Below are 16,362 nucleotides of genomic sequence, written 5' to 3'. Positions count from 1 at the left end.
GCCATGCGGTTATCGCCCAAAAGTACTTTTGCGCGAACACTGATATTATTAGCTGGCTTGTTAATCGCAAGCCAGATTTTTTCATATCTGACAATCGTCAATTACGCGCTACTTCCTAGTATTCAGCAGTTTAATCGTATTTTAGCGTACGAAGTAAAATTGATGCTGAAAGAAAATATTAAGATGGCTAATGGCCAAACCATCTATCTTGATCGTCCTATTCGACGAGAGTTACTTGAAGAATTAGGTGTGACGTTACATGCGCCTAATTCACCCGGTGCAGCAGAATTTCATGATGCCACTCATATCACTTATTTGAGTGAAGAAATGTCGCGTGAATTACATTCGCCGACTGATGTGCGGTTATTGCTTGGTGCCCATAGTTATGTGCTATGGATGAAAACCGATGCGATGCCAAATTTCTTAATGCGTATTCCGTTGTCTGAATTGCAAGAAGATGATTTTTCTCCTTTATTTCGTTATAGCTTAATTATTGCCTTTTTAGTGATTGCTGGCGGATGGTTATTTATTCGTATTCAAAATCGGCCTTTAGTCGAATTGGAGCAAGCCGCGTTGCAGGTCGGACGGGGGGAAACCCCACCACAGTTACCTGAACAAGGTGCATCGGAAATTCGCTCAGTAACCAAAGCTTTTAATCAAATGTCACAAGGGATTAAACAGCTTGAAGATGATCGAGCGCTATTGATGGCTGGTGTCAGCCATGATTTACGAACGCCATTAACCCGGATTCGGTTAGCGACAGAGATGATGTCAGCAGAAGATAGTTATTTAGCTGATTCGATGATCACTGACACTGAAGAGTGTAATGCTATTATTAGTCAGTTTATGGATTATCTTAAATCGACTAAAAAACAAGCCGAAGAAGATGTTGATCTTAATTTGCTGTTAGAAGATGTTGCTCATACTGAAGGTAGCTATGGCAATGTTATCGAGCAGCAATTAACGCTGATTCCCGGCACTGTTTCAGTCAATGCTGTTGCCCTTAAACGTGCAGTTGCAAACTTGGTGATAAATGCCCAACGCTACGGTAATGGCTGGGTTAAACTTTCCAGTGGTGCTTCGGCTGATCGTAAGTCAGCATGGTTTTGTGTTGAAGATAACGGGCCCGGTATTGCCCCGGATCAAGTCACTAAGATGTTCCAACCATTAACTCGTGGTGATTCTGCCCGTGGCAGTGAAACTGAAGGTACGGGTTTAGGATTGGCGATTGTGAAGCGAATTGTTGATCAAAATGAAGGTTCAATTTCGGTGCGTAACCGCAGCGATGGTGGCTTAAGAGTTGAGATCAGTTTGCCGTTACATAAATTGAAGTAATCTTCTGTAACCTAGCTAACGTGGTTATTAGTAAAATAAAAGCCCGCTTTCAGTAATGAAAGCGGGCTTTTTTAATGGGGTAATAATTAGTGTTCAGTTGCGGTTGCTTCATCAATCAGTTCAATCGATTCAGCATGTTCGTTTGGTAAAATAATATTTAATAAAATCGCAGTAATACCGCCAGCAGCCATACCAGAAGAAAGAATACTTTTTACTATCTCCGGTAAGAATTGCAGTATTTCAGGTTTTTGGGCGATGCCTAATCCCATTGAAAACGATAATGCCATGATTAAAATCGCACGGCGATCAAGATGACAGCGTGAAATTATACGAATCCCTGATGCGGCAATGGTGCCAAACATGACAATGGTTGCGCCGCCCAATACTGGCTCTGGAATCAATTGAACCAAGCTTGCTACATCAGGAAATAACCCGAGTAGAACTAACATTCCTGCCACAAAGTAGCCGATATAACGGCTCGCCACGCCTGTTAATTGAATAATGCCATTGTTCTGGCTAAAGGTTGAATTAGGAAAGCTATTAAACACAGCAGCCATGGCTGAGTTAAGGCCATCAGCAAGAACGCCGCCTTTGATTCGTTTTAAGTACAACGGCCCTTTTACCGGCTGTTCAGATGTTTCTGAGGTTGCCGTAATATCGCCAATGGCTTCCAGTGACGTAACCGCAAACACTATCATTAACGGAATCAATAAACCCCAATCAAAACTAAGTCCATATTGCATTGGCATTGGAATTGCGATTAGGGTATCAGATGTGGTGATGTTGGTATTTATCATCCCTAGTGACCATGCAAGCAAAGTACCCGCCGCCATTGAAATGACAATAGATGACACCCGTAAATAAGGATTTTTAACACGGTTGAGTAATACGATAAAGCCTAATACCGTGCCTGCTAACATCAGATTATCAAGGCTGCCAAAGCTACCGTCGGCAATTGCACTGTAACCGCCACCAATCGAGGTTAGGCCAATCTGAATTAAGGTTAAACCGATTAATGTCACCACAATACCAGACACTAATGGCGTAATTATGCGTTGGGCGTGTTGTAAAATGCGAGAGATAAACACTTCAGTAAAAGCGGCAAAAATAATGGTCCCAAAAATAGCCGCCATCATGGTTTGAATATCAGCACCGCCAGCTTTAAGGGCTAGGCCTGCACCAATAATAGGCCCCAAGAAATTAAAGCTGGTACCTTGAATTGATAATAAACCAGAGCCAATTGGGCCAAAGGTTTTAATTTGAATAAAAGAAGCTATCCCTGATGCCAGTAATGACATACTGACAATAGTATTAGTATCACTCGCGGGTAAGCCTAGTGATTGGCAGATGATCAACGATGGCGTAATGACCGCAACAAACATTGCCAGTAAATGTTGTGTGGCAGCAAACAACGTTTGTGGTAGTGGTGGCCTATCATCTAAGCGGTAAATAAGGTCAGAATTTTTTGGCGTTGCGCTAGTGTGATGCTGAGTCATACGTGATCCTAACTGGCACTCTGAAATCCATTATTCGCGCTGAATGGGCGATTATTGTGTTGTTGGCGGTGATCTGTGATTGCTGTTACTCAGAACCAAATCAACACTGGCAGAGCGTAAAGTGGCAAAATTTTGTCGCTATTGTAGTGATCTTTTGAAAAATAGCAATCGTTTGCTTTGTTTTTAATAATGGCGGCCGCTAGGTCTAAATCTGTAAGAGAAAGTGAATCACGGTTAATTACTTTTGGCTGTTATAACCGTGATAAAAGAAGAGTTAAGCGTTAGAGTAATTTTCGCGTTGACCTATCCAACGATCGATAATAGCGCTGGCGTTATCAGGATATTGGTCATGAATATAGCGGGCTAATTTTTGGACTTGAGGAATCAAATATTGGTCGCGAATTAAATCAGCCACTTTAAAATCAGCAATGCCGGTTTGTTTAGTACCCAGTAATTCACCAGGGCCTCGAATTTCAAGATCGCGTTGCGCTATGACAAAGCCGTCACTGCTTTCACGTAATACCGCTAAACGTTTCTGAGCTGTTTTGGTCAGTGGCGCATGATAAAGCAACACACAATGGCTGGCAATTTGACCTCGACCAACACGACCTCGAAGCTGGTGTAATTGAGCGAGTCCAAGTCGTTCGGGGTTTTCAATCACCATTAAACTGGCATTGGGTACATCAACCCCAACCTCGATAACGGTAGTCGCTACCAGTAAATCAATTTCCCCAGCTTTAAAGCTTGCCATAATGGCTTGTTTCTCTTTGGGCTTCATGCGACCGTGAACTAAACCTACTTTAAGTTCTGGCAGTAAGCGCGTTAATTCATCGGCAGTATCTGAAGCGGCTTGTGCTTCTAGTACTTCTGACTCATCGATTAAAGTACATACCCAATAAGTCTGTCGACCTTCTTGTTGGCATGCGGCACGAATACGTTCAATTATTTGCGGACGACGGCTATCAGGCAACGCTACTGTTTGAATTGGCGTTCGTCCTGGCGGTAATTCATCAATCACCGAGGTATCCATGTCGGCATAAGCCGTCATGGCAAGAGTGCGCGGAATCGGGGTTGCAGTCATGACTAATTGATGCGGGTAACGTCCATTTGTTGCGCCTTTTTCGCGAAGATCAAGCCGTTGATGGACGCCAAAGCGGTGTTGTTCATCAATAATAATCAGCGCGAGGTTATTAAACACTACTTGGTCTTGAAATAAGGCATGGGTACCAACCACCATTTTGGCCTCACCACTGGCAATTTGCAGCAGCTCTTTTTCACGGGCTTTGCCTTTGAGCTTACCTGCCATCCAGCCAACTTTAATCCCCATCGGGTTAAGCCACTGGGCAAAGTTAAGTGCATGCTGTTCTGCTAATAATTCTGTCGGCGCCATTAATGCAACTTGATAGCCATGTTCAATAGCGCGTAAAGCGGCAAGGGCTGCAACCAAGGTTTTACCTGAGCCTACATCCCCTTGTACTAAGCGCATCATTGGCTGTGATTGGTTTAGATCTGCCTCAATATCTGCTACCACTCGTTGTTGGGCGCCAGTGGGCGTAAACGGTAAGCTGGCAAGCAATTGCTGTTTAAGGCTATCTTGCGGTGTTAATGACCAACTTTGATGTTGCTGACTTTTACTACGTAGCGCCAGCATCGATAAATTTTGGGCCAATAATTCTTCTAAAATAAGTCGTTTCTGAGCGGGGTGCTTTCCTGCATCAAGTTGTTCTAATGAGATATCAGATGTAGGACGATGCATCAATTGTAATGCTTGAGCAAGGGTCATTTGTTGATCGTATAACCCGGTTGGAAGTAATTCTGTTACGGCTGATTTTTCAAGTAGAGCTAAGGCTTGATCGGTTAAATTACGTAATGTTGTTTGGCGTAAACCATCAGTGGTTGGGTATACCGGAGTGAGGGTTTCTTCGACACTTAATTCGGTCGGCTCTGAAAAAAGGCGGTAATCAGGATGAATGATTTCTAATCCAAATTGGCTGCCTTTAATTTCACCATAGGCTTTAACTTGTTTGCCTTGGCTAAAGCTATTTTTCATCGCGGCATTAAAATTAAAAAACTTTAATGTCACTGAGCCTGTAGTGTCGCCAATTTTTACTGTCAACATCTTACGTTTGCCAAATTGAATACTGCAATGGCTAACTTCACCTTGAACCGTTAAAAATTGGCCAGGAGAGACGCGATTAATCGGCCAAATGCGGGTGCGATCCTCATAACGAAGTGGCAAATGAAACAGCACATCTTGAACATTATTAAGCCCAATTTTATGGAGTTTTTCTGCCATTTTTGCGCCAACACCTGCCAGTTCGGTGAGGGCGACAGTGTTGAGGAGTTGTCCGCTCATGGTTAGTCCTTTTTAATTTCGCTAGCTGCGACGGGATGTTTGATTTTCTTCGCTTGCATTGCAGCCCACCATTGTTCATCAGCAACAATTTGGCCTTGATCATCTAATTGTGGGTAAGGTAAGTTTTTCTGTTTAGCGACATTGGCTAATATTGGGTGACCACGCTCAAATAAAATGCGATTGACTACATTGTCATCAAGTAAGGTGGTGGTGCGATCATACATACCTGCATTTTGACGTTGGCGTTGTGCTTCATACAAAATTAATGCACTTGCAACGGAAACATTGAGTGACTGTACCATGCCTACCATTGGAATAATGATGTCTTGGTCTGCCAGTGCTAATGCTTCAGCGGTGATCCCATTTTTTTCGCCACCGAGAATAATCGCGGTCGGTTTTGTGTAATCAATCTCACGAAAATCGACGGCAGTGGTCGATAAATTGGTAGCAAGCACCTGCATTCCCTGAGCTTTTAAGGCGCTAATGGCATTGACCATTGTTGTGTGAGTTTCAAGTTCAACCCAATTACGAGCTCCCGCTGAGGTATGACTCAATACTTTCATCGCTTCTTTGGGCCATACGGCATGCACTTTATGAACCCCAACTGCATCGGCGGTACGAATAATGGCAGAGACATTGTTGGGTTTATGGACTTCTTCCATACACACGGTGAGATCAGGTTGGCGAGTGGCTAAGACTTGATGAATTCGTTGAAAGCGATCTGGCGTCATCTGGTTATACTATTTATGAGAATAAGGATGACGTTATAATAATATGGATCGGAATCCAAATACACAAAACGCCCACAAGTGGGCGTTTTATTCATATCATTAACAAGCTATCACGCTGATAGTGCTAATTCTTTTGGCGAGCAACACGAACGACGTCGGGCATAATACGAATACGACGCATGATATTAGCTAAGTGCACACGGCTCTTAGTCGTCAGGCGAACAGTAATCGTATATAAACGGCCATCTTTTTCTTCGGTTGATAAACCTTGAATATTAGAGCCAGTTGCAGCGATAGTATTGGTTAAATCAGCCAATGCTCCTTGGTGATTTTGCATATCGACTTTGAGGTTAGTGACAAACTCTTGTTCAAAATCTTCACTCCATTCAACCGCCATGTACTTATCCGGTTCTTTACGATAGCCCCGAATATTGGCACACTCTTCACGGTGAATAACAAGGCCTTTGCCTGGGCTTACATGGGCTACAATAGGATCACCATGAATCGGATGGCAACAGTTAGCAAAGGTTAGCAAAATACCATCGGCACCTTGAATCGGTAATCGACGATCGCTGTTTTTCGCCGTCAGTTCGTCGGCATTACCCAATAATCGGCGCGCAATAACCACACTCATCAGTTCACCCAAACCAATTTCTGTCAGTAAATCATCGACAGTTTCTAGTTTAAGATCGCTTAATACTTTGGCGATATTCTCTTCCGCAATTGTCTGCATGTTCACACCGCCTAAGGCATGATTCAGTAGACGACGGCCGAGAGTTATTGACTCATCACGACGCATGGTTTTTAAAATTTGACGAATTTTAGTACGCGCACGTGATGTCACCACATAGTTAAGCCATGCGGCATTAGGTCGAGCACCAGGGGCGCTGATAATGTCGATGGTTTGACCATTTTTCAGCGGCTTACTTAATGGATAAGGTTGGCGATCGACGCGAGATCCAACGCAGGTATTACCAATGTCAGTATGCACGGCGTAAGCAAAATCAACCGCCGTGGCACCAACTGGCAATTCAACAATGCGGCCTTTGGGGGTGAAAACGTAAATTTCATCTGGAAAAAGATCAGATTTGACGTTTTCGATAAACTCAAATGAGCTACCGGCGCTTTGCTGTAATTCAAGCAGGCTTTGCATCCAACGTTGGGCTTTAATTTGAGCAGTGGTGCCTGGGGCTTCACCGTCTTTATATGTCCAATGGGCTGCAACCCCTTTATCCGCCATTTGATCCATGTCTTCAGTACGAATCTGAACTTCAACCGGTACCCCATGCGGGCCAACCAGTGAGGTATGCAGCGACTGATAGCCATTGGCTTTTGGAATGGCGATATAATCTTTCATTCGACTTGGGCGTGGCTTGTACAGATTATGTACCTGACCTAATACTCGGTAGCAAGTATCAAGATCATCGACTAAAACGCGGAAGGCGTAGATATCCATGATCGAATGGAAGCGTTGTTCTTTATTCTTCATCTTGTTGTAGATGGAGTATAAATTCTTTTCACGACCAGAAACGACCGCGGTTATTCCCGCATCACTGAGGCGACCCTCAATTTCAGCGTGAATTTTAGTAATGATTTCTTTGCGGTTGCCACGGGCTGCTGCGACGACTTGTTTTAGGACGCGGTAGCGGTTGGGATATAACGCTTCAAAGCCAAGCTCTTCAAGTTCAGATTTGATGTTATGGATACCAAGGCGGTGGGCAAGCGGAGAGAAGATTTCAAGGGTTTCACGAGCAATACGACGTCGTTTATCAGGGCGTAAAGCACCTAACGTGCGCATGTTGTGAGTACGATCGGCAAGTTTGATTAGAATAACGCGAATATCATGCGCCATTGCCATGATCATTTTGCGGAAGTTTTCAGCTTGCGCTTCTTTACGATCGCGAAATTTGAGCTTATCGAGTTTAGAGACGCCATCAACCAATTCGGCAACAGTATCGCCAAAGCGGCAGGCTAGATCCTCTTTAGTGACCTCGGTATCTTCAATCACGTCGTGCAGCAATGCTGCCATCAATGCTTCAATATCGAGACGCATTTCCGCCAGAATACGGGCGACCGCAACTGGATGGATAATATAAGGCTCGCCGGTTGAACGAGTTTGGCCTTCATGGGCGTCGCGAGCAACAAGATAAGCCTGTCGAAGCACCTCAATTTGAGGCTCCGACAGGTACTTGGTTGCGACTTCTTTCAGGCTATCAAAAAGATACAATTCGCCTGGTTCCCTGATTAACGGTGATGGTCGCCAGCAATAGCACTTACCGCAGCTAATTCAGCTGCTTCTTGCTCTTGCAGTTCCTGACGCTCGCGAGCATCAAGGATATCTTTAGTAATTAGGCCTTCTTCGATTTCACGAAGTGCAATTACTGTGTATTTGTCGTTTTCTTCAGGAACCAATGGATCCTTACCGCCGGTTTGCATTTGACGTGCGCGGCGAGCAGCAATTTGGATCAGATCGAAACGGTTGCCAATTTTATCAACAGCGTCTTGAACGGTTACGCGTGCCATGGAGGACTCCAGTGGTTATTAAATTAGGAATAGAAAATTGTACAAAATAACTTACTGATCTGCTAGTAGCGCAGTCAACATGCTTCTATATTTAGCAGTTTGCTTGTCTTGCTTCAATCGTTCTGCACGAATAATTGCTTTAAAGTCAATTAACGCGACATCGAAATCATCATTAACGATTACATAATCGTATTCGTTATAGTGTGAAATTTCTGAACGAGCTTCTTCCATACGACGGGCAATAACGGCTTCGCTGTCTTGACCACGGGTATTAAGTCGACGCTCCAATTCCTCTTTTGACGGAGGTAGGATAAATAAGCTCTTGGCGATAGGCATTAGTTTACGGATTTGACGCGCACCTTGCCAATCGATATCTAAAAAGACATCAATGCCTTTATTCAATTGCTGTTCAATCCATGGACGAGAAGTACCATAGTAATTGCTAAACACTTCGGCATGCTCAAGGAATGCACCTTGTTCTACCAAGTCGGTAAATTCTTCTACGCTAACGAAATTGTAATGAACGCCGTTTTCCTCGCCCGGGCGCATGCCACGAGTCGTATGGGACACGGATACTTTCATGTCATAGGTCGGGTTAGTTTCAAGAAGGGCATTAATCAAACTTGATTTTCCAGCACCACTTGGGGCCGACACGATGTATAGAGTACCTTTGCTCATTGCCTATTTTCACTCAGTGATAGAAGGGCGCGAAGATTATCACGATCTGCGCATAATTGAAATTAGCTGATTGCTTGAAAATTCATCTTTTTATTGAGTCAATACAACTTAAGCCTAGCTGGCTTTAATGATATTTCATAATCAGACTACATTTTCAAACAACTTTCCAAGCTAAATAGCATCAGCTTGGAAAGTTTGGGCAAGGGTTACTTACTCAATATTTTGAATCTGTTCACGCATTTGCTCGATCAATACTTTTAGTTCAACGGCAGATGCTGTGACGTCAGTATTAATTGATTTTGATGCCAATGTGTTTGATTCACGGTTAAATTCTTGCATCATAAAATCTAGACGACGGCCACATGCGCCACCTTTAGCAAGAATCTTTTGGGTTTCTTTTACGTGAGAGTCAAGGCGATCAAGCTCTTCGGCGACATCACTTTTCTGTGCCAGCATGATCAGCTCTTGTTCAATACGGTTACTATCAAGATCGACTTTTGCTTCATCAAGACGTGACATAATACGCTCGCGTTGCCATACCATTATCTGTGGCATTAGCGTACGAACTTTAATGGCTTCTGTTGAAATAGCGGCTAAACGATGATCGATTAATTGTTTCATGTTATCGCCTTCGCTTGCTCGGGCGGCAATAAAATCATCCATTGCTAGCTCAAAGCCAGTTAATAGATCTTTATTAATCATATCTAAATCTTGTTCTGGTGCTTCCATCACTCCTGGCCAATTAAGCACTTGGAATGGACCAATATTACCTTCACCCGCAGTTTCTGTTACCCAACGAGCTGCATTAATAACTTGTTTGGCTAGTGCTTCATTGATTGTCAATTCAGTATTAGTGGCAGTGTTGGCTTCGTAGCGAAGGTTACATTCGACTTTGCCACGTGCTAAACGTTTACGAAAACGTTCACGCAATACCGGCTCAAGGCTACGGAATTGCTCTGGCATACGAATGTAGGTTTCAAGATAACGTTGGTTTACTGAGCGGATTTCCCACACAGCAGTACCCCAGTCGCCTTTTATTTCGCGACGGGCGTAGGCAGTCATACTATGGATCATTGGCTTGTGGCCCTTAGGTTATGATGGTTGCGGCGGCTAAACTTAGCGCATTTAACGGTAAGTCAGGTCTTCTAATAACAATAGCGATGCGTCGTAACCGAGTTTTATCATTATATGCGAAATCGCCGCTTGCGGGCTACTGTTGTGAATGCAAAACAAGGTTGAATCTATCGTTTAAGCGGTGGTTTTCTCGTGCACTGGGATTGAGATGTCGCTATAATCGCCGGTTAATATCATCCAGCCAAAGGGAAATCCCGATGCGTCCAAGCGGAAGAAGTGCCACTCAGGTACGTCCAATCACTATTACTCGTAACTATACAGCCCATGCTGAGGGTTCAGTATTAGTTGAATTTGGCAACACCAAAGTAATTTGTACTGCCAGTGTTGAAGAAAATGTGCCGCGTTGGCTTAAAGGTAAAGGCCAAGGTTGGGTGACTGCAGAATACGGTATGTTGCCACGTGCAACCCATACCCGTAACCGTCGTGAAGCCGCGAGTGGTAAGCAAGGCGGTCGCACCATGGAAATTCAGCGTCTGATTGCACGTAGTTTACGTGCTGCGGTTGATTTAAAAGTCCTTGGTGAACAAATGATCACGGTTGACTGTGATGTGATTCAAGCCGATGGCGGTACACGTACTGCTTCTATTACAGGTGCGATGGTTGCTTTAGTGGATGCAATTAATTATATGCTTGAAAAAGGCATGATTAAGAAAAGCCCACTTAAAGGCATGGTTGCTGCTGTTTCGGTTGGTATCTATAAAGGTGAACCAATTTGCGATCTTGAGTACCTTGAAGATTCAGCTGCTGAAACTGACATGAATGTGGTCATGACCGAAGACGGTAAAATGATTGAAATTCAGGGTACGGCTGAAGGCGAGGCATTCAGTCATGAAGAGTTATTGGCAATGTTAGCGCTGGCGAAAGACGGTATATCCGATATTATTTCGATGCAGAAACAAGTATTAGAAAATTAGTTATTGAGCGGTTCCTATTAAGGAGCCGCTTTTTTTTATCTAAAATTTATAGGCTATAGGAATAGTCATGAGTTTTAGCTGCAACAGTTTTACATTCTTCGCAATGTAAAGGTTGTGTCCATTTCAACATTGTAAAACACGAAAGTCGTTTAAGGAGCCACAATGAAAGCATATCAGCGTCAGTTCATCGAATTCGCCCTAGAGAAAGGTGTCTTAAAGTTTGGTGAGTTCACTCTGAAGTCCGGCCGTAAGAGTCCGTATTTCTTTAATGCGGGTTTATTTAATACTGGTCGTGATCTTGCACGTCTAGGCCGTTTCTATGCTGAAGCATTGGTTGACGCTAACATTGAATTTGATGTGTTGTTTGGCCCTGCGTATAAAGGGATTCCCATTGCAACTACCACCGCTGTTGCATTAGCGGATCACCATGATGTAGATACGCCATATTGTTTTAACCGTAAAGAAGCGAAAAATCACGGTGAAGGTGGCAATCTTGTTGGGAGTGACCTTGTGGGGCGCATTATGTTAGTTGATGACGTTATTACCGCAGGCACAGCTATTCGTGAATCAATGGAAATCATTAAGGCGAACGGTGCTGATTTAGCGGGTGTGTTAGTCGCTATCGATCGTCAAGAAAAGGGCCAAAGTGAATTGTCTGCGATTCAAGAAGTTGAACGTGATTTTGGTTGTGCAGTCATTTCAATTGTGTCGCTAGGCGATGTGGTCACGTATTTAAGTGAGCAAACAGGTATGGAGCAGCATTTAGCTGCTGTAACAGCCTACCGTGTTCAATACGGCGTTGAATAACCGTTTAATTAACTAGTTATTATAAAAAAGCGAGGGTCATGGACGCTCGCTTTTTTTATGGTGCTTTATAATGTGGTTTGTCAGTGTGATTAACCTAACTGACCACTAAGCAATTGCCAGTAGTCATCAAAATTTTCAGTTGGCTTATATTTAAAGCTTGAACGAACATAACGACTAAGACTGCCTTCAACTTGACCTAATAGCTGTGCTGCTAAAATCGATTCATCAACAGGAAAGCCTTTACCTTCTCGTAATTTACGTTCTTTTAGTATTTGGCGTAACTGTGATTCAATACGTTCAAATAATTGGTTGATGCGTGATTGTAAGCGATCTTGTTCAAACATCAGTGCGTGACCTGTCATGATACGACTGAGGCCAGGGTTACGTTCACCAAACATTAAGATTAGTTGTAGCACCATACGCAGACGAGTAAGGGTATCTTTTTCGTCATCAAGAATGCGGTTAATTCGAGTAGTAATTGAATCTTCGATAAATTCAATCAGGCCTTCAAACATCCGTGCTTTACTTGGGAAGTGGCGATAGAGTGCAGCTTCCGAGACCCCAACATTAGCCGCCAGCATTTTGGTCGTAATACGTTGGCTTCCTTGATTAGATTCCAACATATGAGCAAGACACTGAAGTATCTCTTCGCGGCGATTGCTTTTTTTGGTGCCAGCCATGAATTATCGTTCCTTTGCAAAATGAGACTGTCCATGGACAGCATGAAACCCGCCTATCTTAGCGATGCCATTGCGTCGTGAAAAGCGATCGATGGTAAATGTATGCAGTTTATCAGCAAAAAAAGCGCCACCGTCAAAAGTTGCGCTTTGTGCTTGATCGTTATCGGTTATTTTATCATCAAAACCGCTTTATGCGTTAAAAGCATAATTGGCATGTATTGATTGAGGTGGTTTTATTTTCGGCCTGAGTGACCGAAACCGCCTTCACCACGATGGCTTGCATCATCAAAATCCGTAACGATATTAAATTGCGCTTGTACCACAGGAAGGAAAACTAACTGTGCAATACGATCGCCCGGCTCGATAGTGAAGGTGGTATCACCCCGGTTCCAAACGGATACCATCAATTGACCTTGGTAATCAGAATCAATCAGACCGACAAGGTTACCTAAAACAATACCATGTTTATGACCAAGACCTGAACGCGGTAAAATTGTTGCCGCTAGATTAGGGTTGCCAATATGAATAGCTAAACCTGTTGGTACGAGGTGGGTTTCACCTGGGGCAACGATTAATGCTTGATCAAGACATGCACGTAAATCCAGTCCAGCTGAACCTGTCGTTGCATACGCAGGTAATGGAAACTCTGTTCCAACGCGTGGGTCAAGAATTTTAAGATCGATAGTATTCATAATTATGCTCTAGTGCGTGACATGTTGATAAAGGCTAACAATTTCGGTAAGCAATTGCTGACCAAGATCGGTTTTAGAGGCTAATGGTAATGTTTTATCGCCATTAGGCCAGTATAAATGTAAGGCGTTGTTATCACTGTTGAAGCCTTGCCCTTGGACAGATACGTCATTGGCGCAAATTAAATCGAGGTTTTTATTGGCTAATTTACCACGAGCATAATGTTCAACATTTTGTGTTTCAGCCGCGAAACCGACAGTAAAGGGACGGTTTTCAGTAAGAGCGGCAACACTGGCAACAATATCTGGGTTTTTCACTAGTTGAATGACCATTTCATCATTGCCGTCTTGTTTTTTCATTTTTTGCGGCGCGACATGGGCGGGGCGGAAATCGGCAACCGCAGCACAGGCAATAAAAATATTGTTATTGATTGCTTGTTCTAATGCGGCTTGATGCATCTCTTCAGCGCTATTGATGTTAATACAGGTGACGCCATTAGGAACGGCTAAGTTAACGGGACCACTGATTAAGGTTACGTTTGCACCACGTTGTGCTGCGACCTGTGCGACGGAATATCCCATTTTACCTGAACTGTAATTACTCAAATAACGTACAGGATCAATGGCTTCACGTGTTGGACCCGCAGTGATAACAATGTTTAGGCCACTAAGATCGGCAGGACGGAAAAAATCTTCACAGTGATGGACTAATTGCATCGGCTCTAACATTCGCCCTGGGCCAACATCGCCACATGCTTGTTCACCACTGGCAGGTCCCCATAACATCGCGCCACGTCGTTGCAGAGTAACAAGGTTCTCTTGAGTGGCGATATTACGGTACATTTGTTGATTCATTGCAGGAGCTACGGCAATGGGCGCATCCGTGGCTAAACACAGTGTTGAGAGTAAGTCATTTCCCATACCCGCGCTGATACGTGCGATTAAGTCTGCAGTTGCGGGCGCCAGTAAGACTAAATCAGCCCATTTAGCTAACTCAATATGTCCCATGGATGCTTCAGCGGAAGGATCTAATAAGCTACTTGAAACGGGGTTTCCCGACACTGCTTGCATCGTTAATGGTGTAATGAATTCTTGTGCTGCTTTAGTCATGACGACTTGAACTTGTGCGCCACGTTCAATTAAACGACGGGTCAGTTCTGCGCATTTATAGGCAGCGATACCGCCGCTAATGCCGAGAAGGATTTTTTTTCCTGCCAGAGTTTGCATGGTTTTGCCTGTGTTTAGATGCCAATAAATTTTGCAGACACGATAGCATCAAACGTATTAACGGTCATTGACTGCAATTCATCGTTTTATCTTTAGAGGTGATCGTTTCGAGGTTCTATTGCTGTAATGCGAGGTGTTAAGCATAAACTTTGGAGACGCTTTCATGGAACATTGGTTGTGAAGTTGTATAAAAGTAGCAGCCTGTTTTGCTAATAGTTGATCAATACAGGAGGGAATATGTCGCTTAAGCAATTGCCATTAGCATCTCGACCGCGAGAAAAATTATTATCTCACGGTAGTGATGCGCTTACTGATGCCGAATTATTAGCTATTTTTTTACGTACAGGCATAAAAGGAATGAATGCGTTGGAATTGGCGACGTATTTATTACAAGAATTTGGTTCATTACGCGCTTTGCTGGCGGCAGATAAAGAAACTTTTTGTCAGGTTAAAGGCTTAGGCCCAGCGAAATTTGCACTTTTAAAGGCCGTTTTAGCGATGGGGGATCGATATTTAGAAGAAATTTTAAAAAAAGATAGTGCGCTCACAAACCCACAAAATACTCGCCAATATTTAGTCAAAAAATTACGTCATAAACAGCGCGAAGCCTTTTATATCCTATTCCTAGACAATCAACACCGAGTGATTACGGGAGAGATATTATTTGAAGGAACACTCGATTGTGCGAGTGTTTACCCACGTGAAGTTGTAAAAAGATCGTTAGAACTTAATGCAGCCGCGTTAATTTTAGCGCATAATCACCCATCAGGCGTTGCTGAACCTAGTCAGGCTGACCATCGAATAACCCGCAAGATCAGCGATTCGCTGGCTTTAGTCGATATTCGTGTTCTGGATCATTTTGTTGTCGGTGAAGGGGATGTTATTTCCTTTTCCGAGCGCGGTTGGCTATAAAATAGACAATTATCGAAAAAAAAAGTGAGAAAGGATCTGCTCGGGACTTGAGCAACTGGTTTTGACTTAGTATAATGCGCGACCTTTGATAGCTGTGGTTATATGTGAAATTGCATTTCACATTAAATTTCCATGGTAGATATCGAGCGAAACGATTTGGAGAAGACAGTAATGTCCCGAGTATGCCAAGTAACTGGTAAGCGTCCTGTAACGGGTAACAACCGTTCACACGCACGTAATGCCACCAAGCGTCGTTTTCTGCCGAACCTGCAAACTCATCGTTTCTGGGTAGAAAGCGAAAAACGCTTCGTTAAACTACGTCTTACTGCTAAAGGTATGCGTATCATTGATAAGAAAGGTATTGATACCGTTCTTGCAGAGATGCGTGTCCGCGGCGAGAACGTTTAGAGGAATTTGAACAATGGCTAAAGGCATTCGTGAGAAGATCCGTCTAGTATCATCAGCTGGTACAGGCCACTTCTACACTACCGACAAGAACAAGCGCAACATGCCAGGCAAATTTGAGATCAAGAAATTTGATCCAGTAGTTCGCCAGCACGTGCTTTACAAAGAAGCTAAAATCAAGTAATTGATTTTTAAATCTTTGATAAAAACCCAGCCTAGCTGGGTTTTTTTATATTTAAAATTCGGTATTCTTTCCTGCTTTCCTGCTTTCCTGCTTTCCTGCTTTCCTGCTTTCCTGCTTTCCTGCTTTCCTGCTTTCCTGCTTTCCTGCTTTCCTTCTTTTCTGCTTTCCTTTTTTTCTGTTTTTCTTTTTTCTTTTTTTCCTTTTTTCCTTTTTTTTTTTCTTTCTATTTTTTTTTCTTCTTTATATTCTAGTCTACTTTTTTTCTTTTCTTTATTTTTGCTATTCTTTCTT

At 43.3% G+C, this 16,362-nt stretch carries 17 protein-coding genes; 6 read left to right on the top strand and 11 right to left on the bottom strand.

Annotation, left to right across the window (positions count from 1 at the left end):
* The first annotated feature begins 3 nt into the window (after nt 1–3).
* The gene (envZ, locus tag CZ809_RS19630) at nt 4–1,335 is read left to right on the top strand and encodes a two-component system sensor histidine kinase EnvZ (protein WP_080159210.1); all 1,332 of its coding nucleotides are present in this window, start codon (nt 4–6) and stop codon (nt 1,333–1,335) included.
* 86 nt (nt 1,336–1,421) lie between these two features.
* On the opposite strand, the gene CZ809_RS19625 is transcribed toward envZ, so the two are convergent.
* From CZ809_RS19625 to CZ809_RS19595, 7 genes are all read right to left on the bottom strand, one after another.
* The gene (locus tag CZ809_RS19625) at nt 1,422–2,831 is read right to left on the bottom strand and encodes a uracil-xanthine permease family protein (RefSeq protein ID WP_080159209.1); all 1,410 of its coding nucleotides are present in this window, start codon (nt 2,829–2,831) and stop codon (nt 1,422–1,424) included.
* A gap of 274 nt (nt 2,832–3,105) precedes the next feature.
* Complete coding sequence (gene recG, locus CZ809_RS19620; RefSeq protein ID WP_080159208.1) at nt 3,106–5,187, bottom strand: ATP-dependent DNA helicase RecG; 2,082 nt, start codon at nt 5,185–5,187, stop codon at nt 3,106–3,108.
* Nucleotides 5,188–5,189: 2 nt separating this feature from the next.
* The gene (gene trmH, locus CZ809_RS19615; RefSeq protein WP_080159207.1) at nt 5,190–5,918 is read right to left on the bottom strand and encodes a tRNA (guanosine(18)-2'-O)-methyltransferase TrmH; all 729 of its coding nucleotides are present in this window, start codon (nt 5,916–5,918) and stop codon (nt 5,190–5,192) included.
* Nucleotides 5,919–6,042: 124 nt separating this feature from the next.
* Nucleotides 6,043–8,145, bottom strand: a complete 2,103-nt coding sequence (spoT, locus tag CZ809_RS19610) for a bifunctional GTP diphosphokinase/guanosine-3',5'-bis pyrophosphate 3'-pyrophosphohydrolase (RefSeq protein ID WP_080159206.1) — start codon at nt 8,143–8,145, stop codon at nt 6,043–6,045.
* Nucleotides 8,146–8,162: 17 nt separating this feature from the next.
* Entirely contained in the window at nt 8,163–8,441 is a 279-nt protein-coding gene (gene rpoZ, locus CZ809_RS19605) for a DNA-directed RNA polymerase subunit omega (protein WP_036789323.1), read from the bottom strand.
* Between the two features lie 51 nt (nt 8,442–8,492).
* A complete protein-coding gene (gene gmk, locus CZ809_RS19600; protein ID WP_045035896.1) occupies nt 8,493–9,119 on the bottom strand; it encodes a guanylate kinase in 627 nt (208 codons plus the stop codon).
* A 210-nt stretch (nt 9,120–9,329) separates the two neighbouring features.
* A complete protein-coding gene (locus CZ809_RS19595; RefSeq protein WP_080159205.1) occupies nt 9,330–10,193 on the bottom strand; it encodes a YicC/YloC family endoribonuclease in 864 nt (287 codons plus the stop codon).
* 257 nt (nt 10,194–10,450) lie between these two features.
* On the opposite strand from CZ809_RS19595, the gene rph reads away from it, so the two are divergent.
* Both rph and pyrE read left to right on the top strand, forming a co-directional pair.
* Complete coding sequence (rph, locus tag CZ809_RS19590) at nt 10,451–11,167, top strand: ribonuclease PH (protein ID WP_080159204.1); 717 nt, start codon at nt 10,451–10,453, stop codon at nt 11,165–11,167.
* A 162-nt stretch (nt 11,168–11,329) separates the two neighbouring features.
* A complete protein-coding gene (gene pyrE, locus CZ809_RS19585) occupies nt 11,330–11,974 on the top strand; it encodes an orotate phosphoribosyltransferase (protein WP_080159203.1) in 645 nt (214 codons plus the stop codon).
* A gap of 89 nt (nt 11,975–12,063) precedes the next feature.
* Here the strand turns inward: pyrE and slmA are convergent, their stop codons facing one another.
* The 3 genes from slmA to coaBC form a co-directional block, all read right to left on the bottom strand.
* Nucleotides 12,064–12,654, bottom strand: a complete 591-nt coding sequence (slmA, locus tag CZ809_RS19580) for a nucleoid occlusion factor SlmA (RefSeq protein WP_036789332.1) — start codon at nt 12,652–12,654, stop codon at nt 12,064–12,066.
* A gap of 233 nt (nt 12,655–12,887) precedes the next feature.
* Nucleotides 12,888–13,346, bottom strand: a complete 459-nt coding sequence (gene dut, locus CZ809_RS19575) for a dUTP diphosphatase (protein ID WP_080159202.1) — start codon at nt 13,344–13,346, stop codon at nt 12,888–12,890.
* 9 nt (nt 13,347–13,355) lie between these two features.
* Complete coding sequence (gene coaBC / locus CZ809_RS19570; protein ID WP_080159201.1) at nt 13,356–14,570, bottom strand: bifunctional phosphopantothenoylcysteine decarboxylase/phosphopantothenate--cysteine ligase CoaBC; 1,215 nt, start codon at nt 14,568–14,570, stop codon at nt 13,356–13,358.
* Between the two features lie 237 nt (nt 14,571–14,807).
* Between coaBC and radC the strand changes: the two genes are divergently transcribed.
* From radC to rpmG, 3 genes are all read left to right on the top strand, one after another.
* Nucleotides 14,808–15,482, top strand: coding sequence for a RadC family protein (gene radC, locus CZ809_RS19565; RefSeq protein WP_080159200.1), 675 nt, complete (start codon nt 14,808–14,810; stop codon nt 15,480–15,482).
* A gap of 171 nt (nt 15,483–15,653) precedes the next feature.
* Nucleotides 15,654–15,890 carry a 50S ribosomal protein L28 gene (rpmB, locus tag CZ809_RS19560; RefSeq protein WP_045039707.1) on the top strand — a complete coding sequence of 79 codons (237 nt, stop codon included), beginning with the start codon at nt 15,654–15,656 and terminating at the stop codon, nt 15,888–15,890.
* A gap of 13 nt (nt 15,891–15,903) precedes the next feature.
* The gene (rpmG, locus tag CZ809_RS19555; RefSeq protein ID WP_005371942.1) at nt 15,904–16,071 is read left to right on the top strand and encodes a 50S ribosomal protein L33; all 168 of its coding nucleotides are present in this window, start codon (nt 15,904–15,906) and stop codon (nt 16,069–16,071) included.
* Here rpmG and CZ809_RS21205 read toward each other — a convergent pair.
* Nucleotides 16,047–16,362 (bottom strand): hypothetical protein (locus tag CZ809_RS21205; RefSeq protein WP_210434304.1); only part of this gene is annotated, 316 nt, incomplete at its 5' end. The genes rpmG and CZ809_RS21205 overlap by 25 nt on opposite strands.

Source organism: Photobacterium piscicola, from assembly GCF_900166965.1.
Lineage (GTDB): Bacteria > Pseudomonadota > Gammaproteobacteria > Enterobacterales > Vibrionaceae > Photobacterium > Photobacterium piscicola.
Note: the sequence above shows the minus strand (reverse complement) of the source record. Positions and strands in the feature narration are given on the sequence as shown.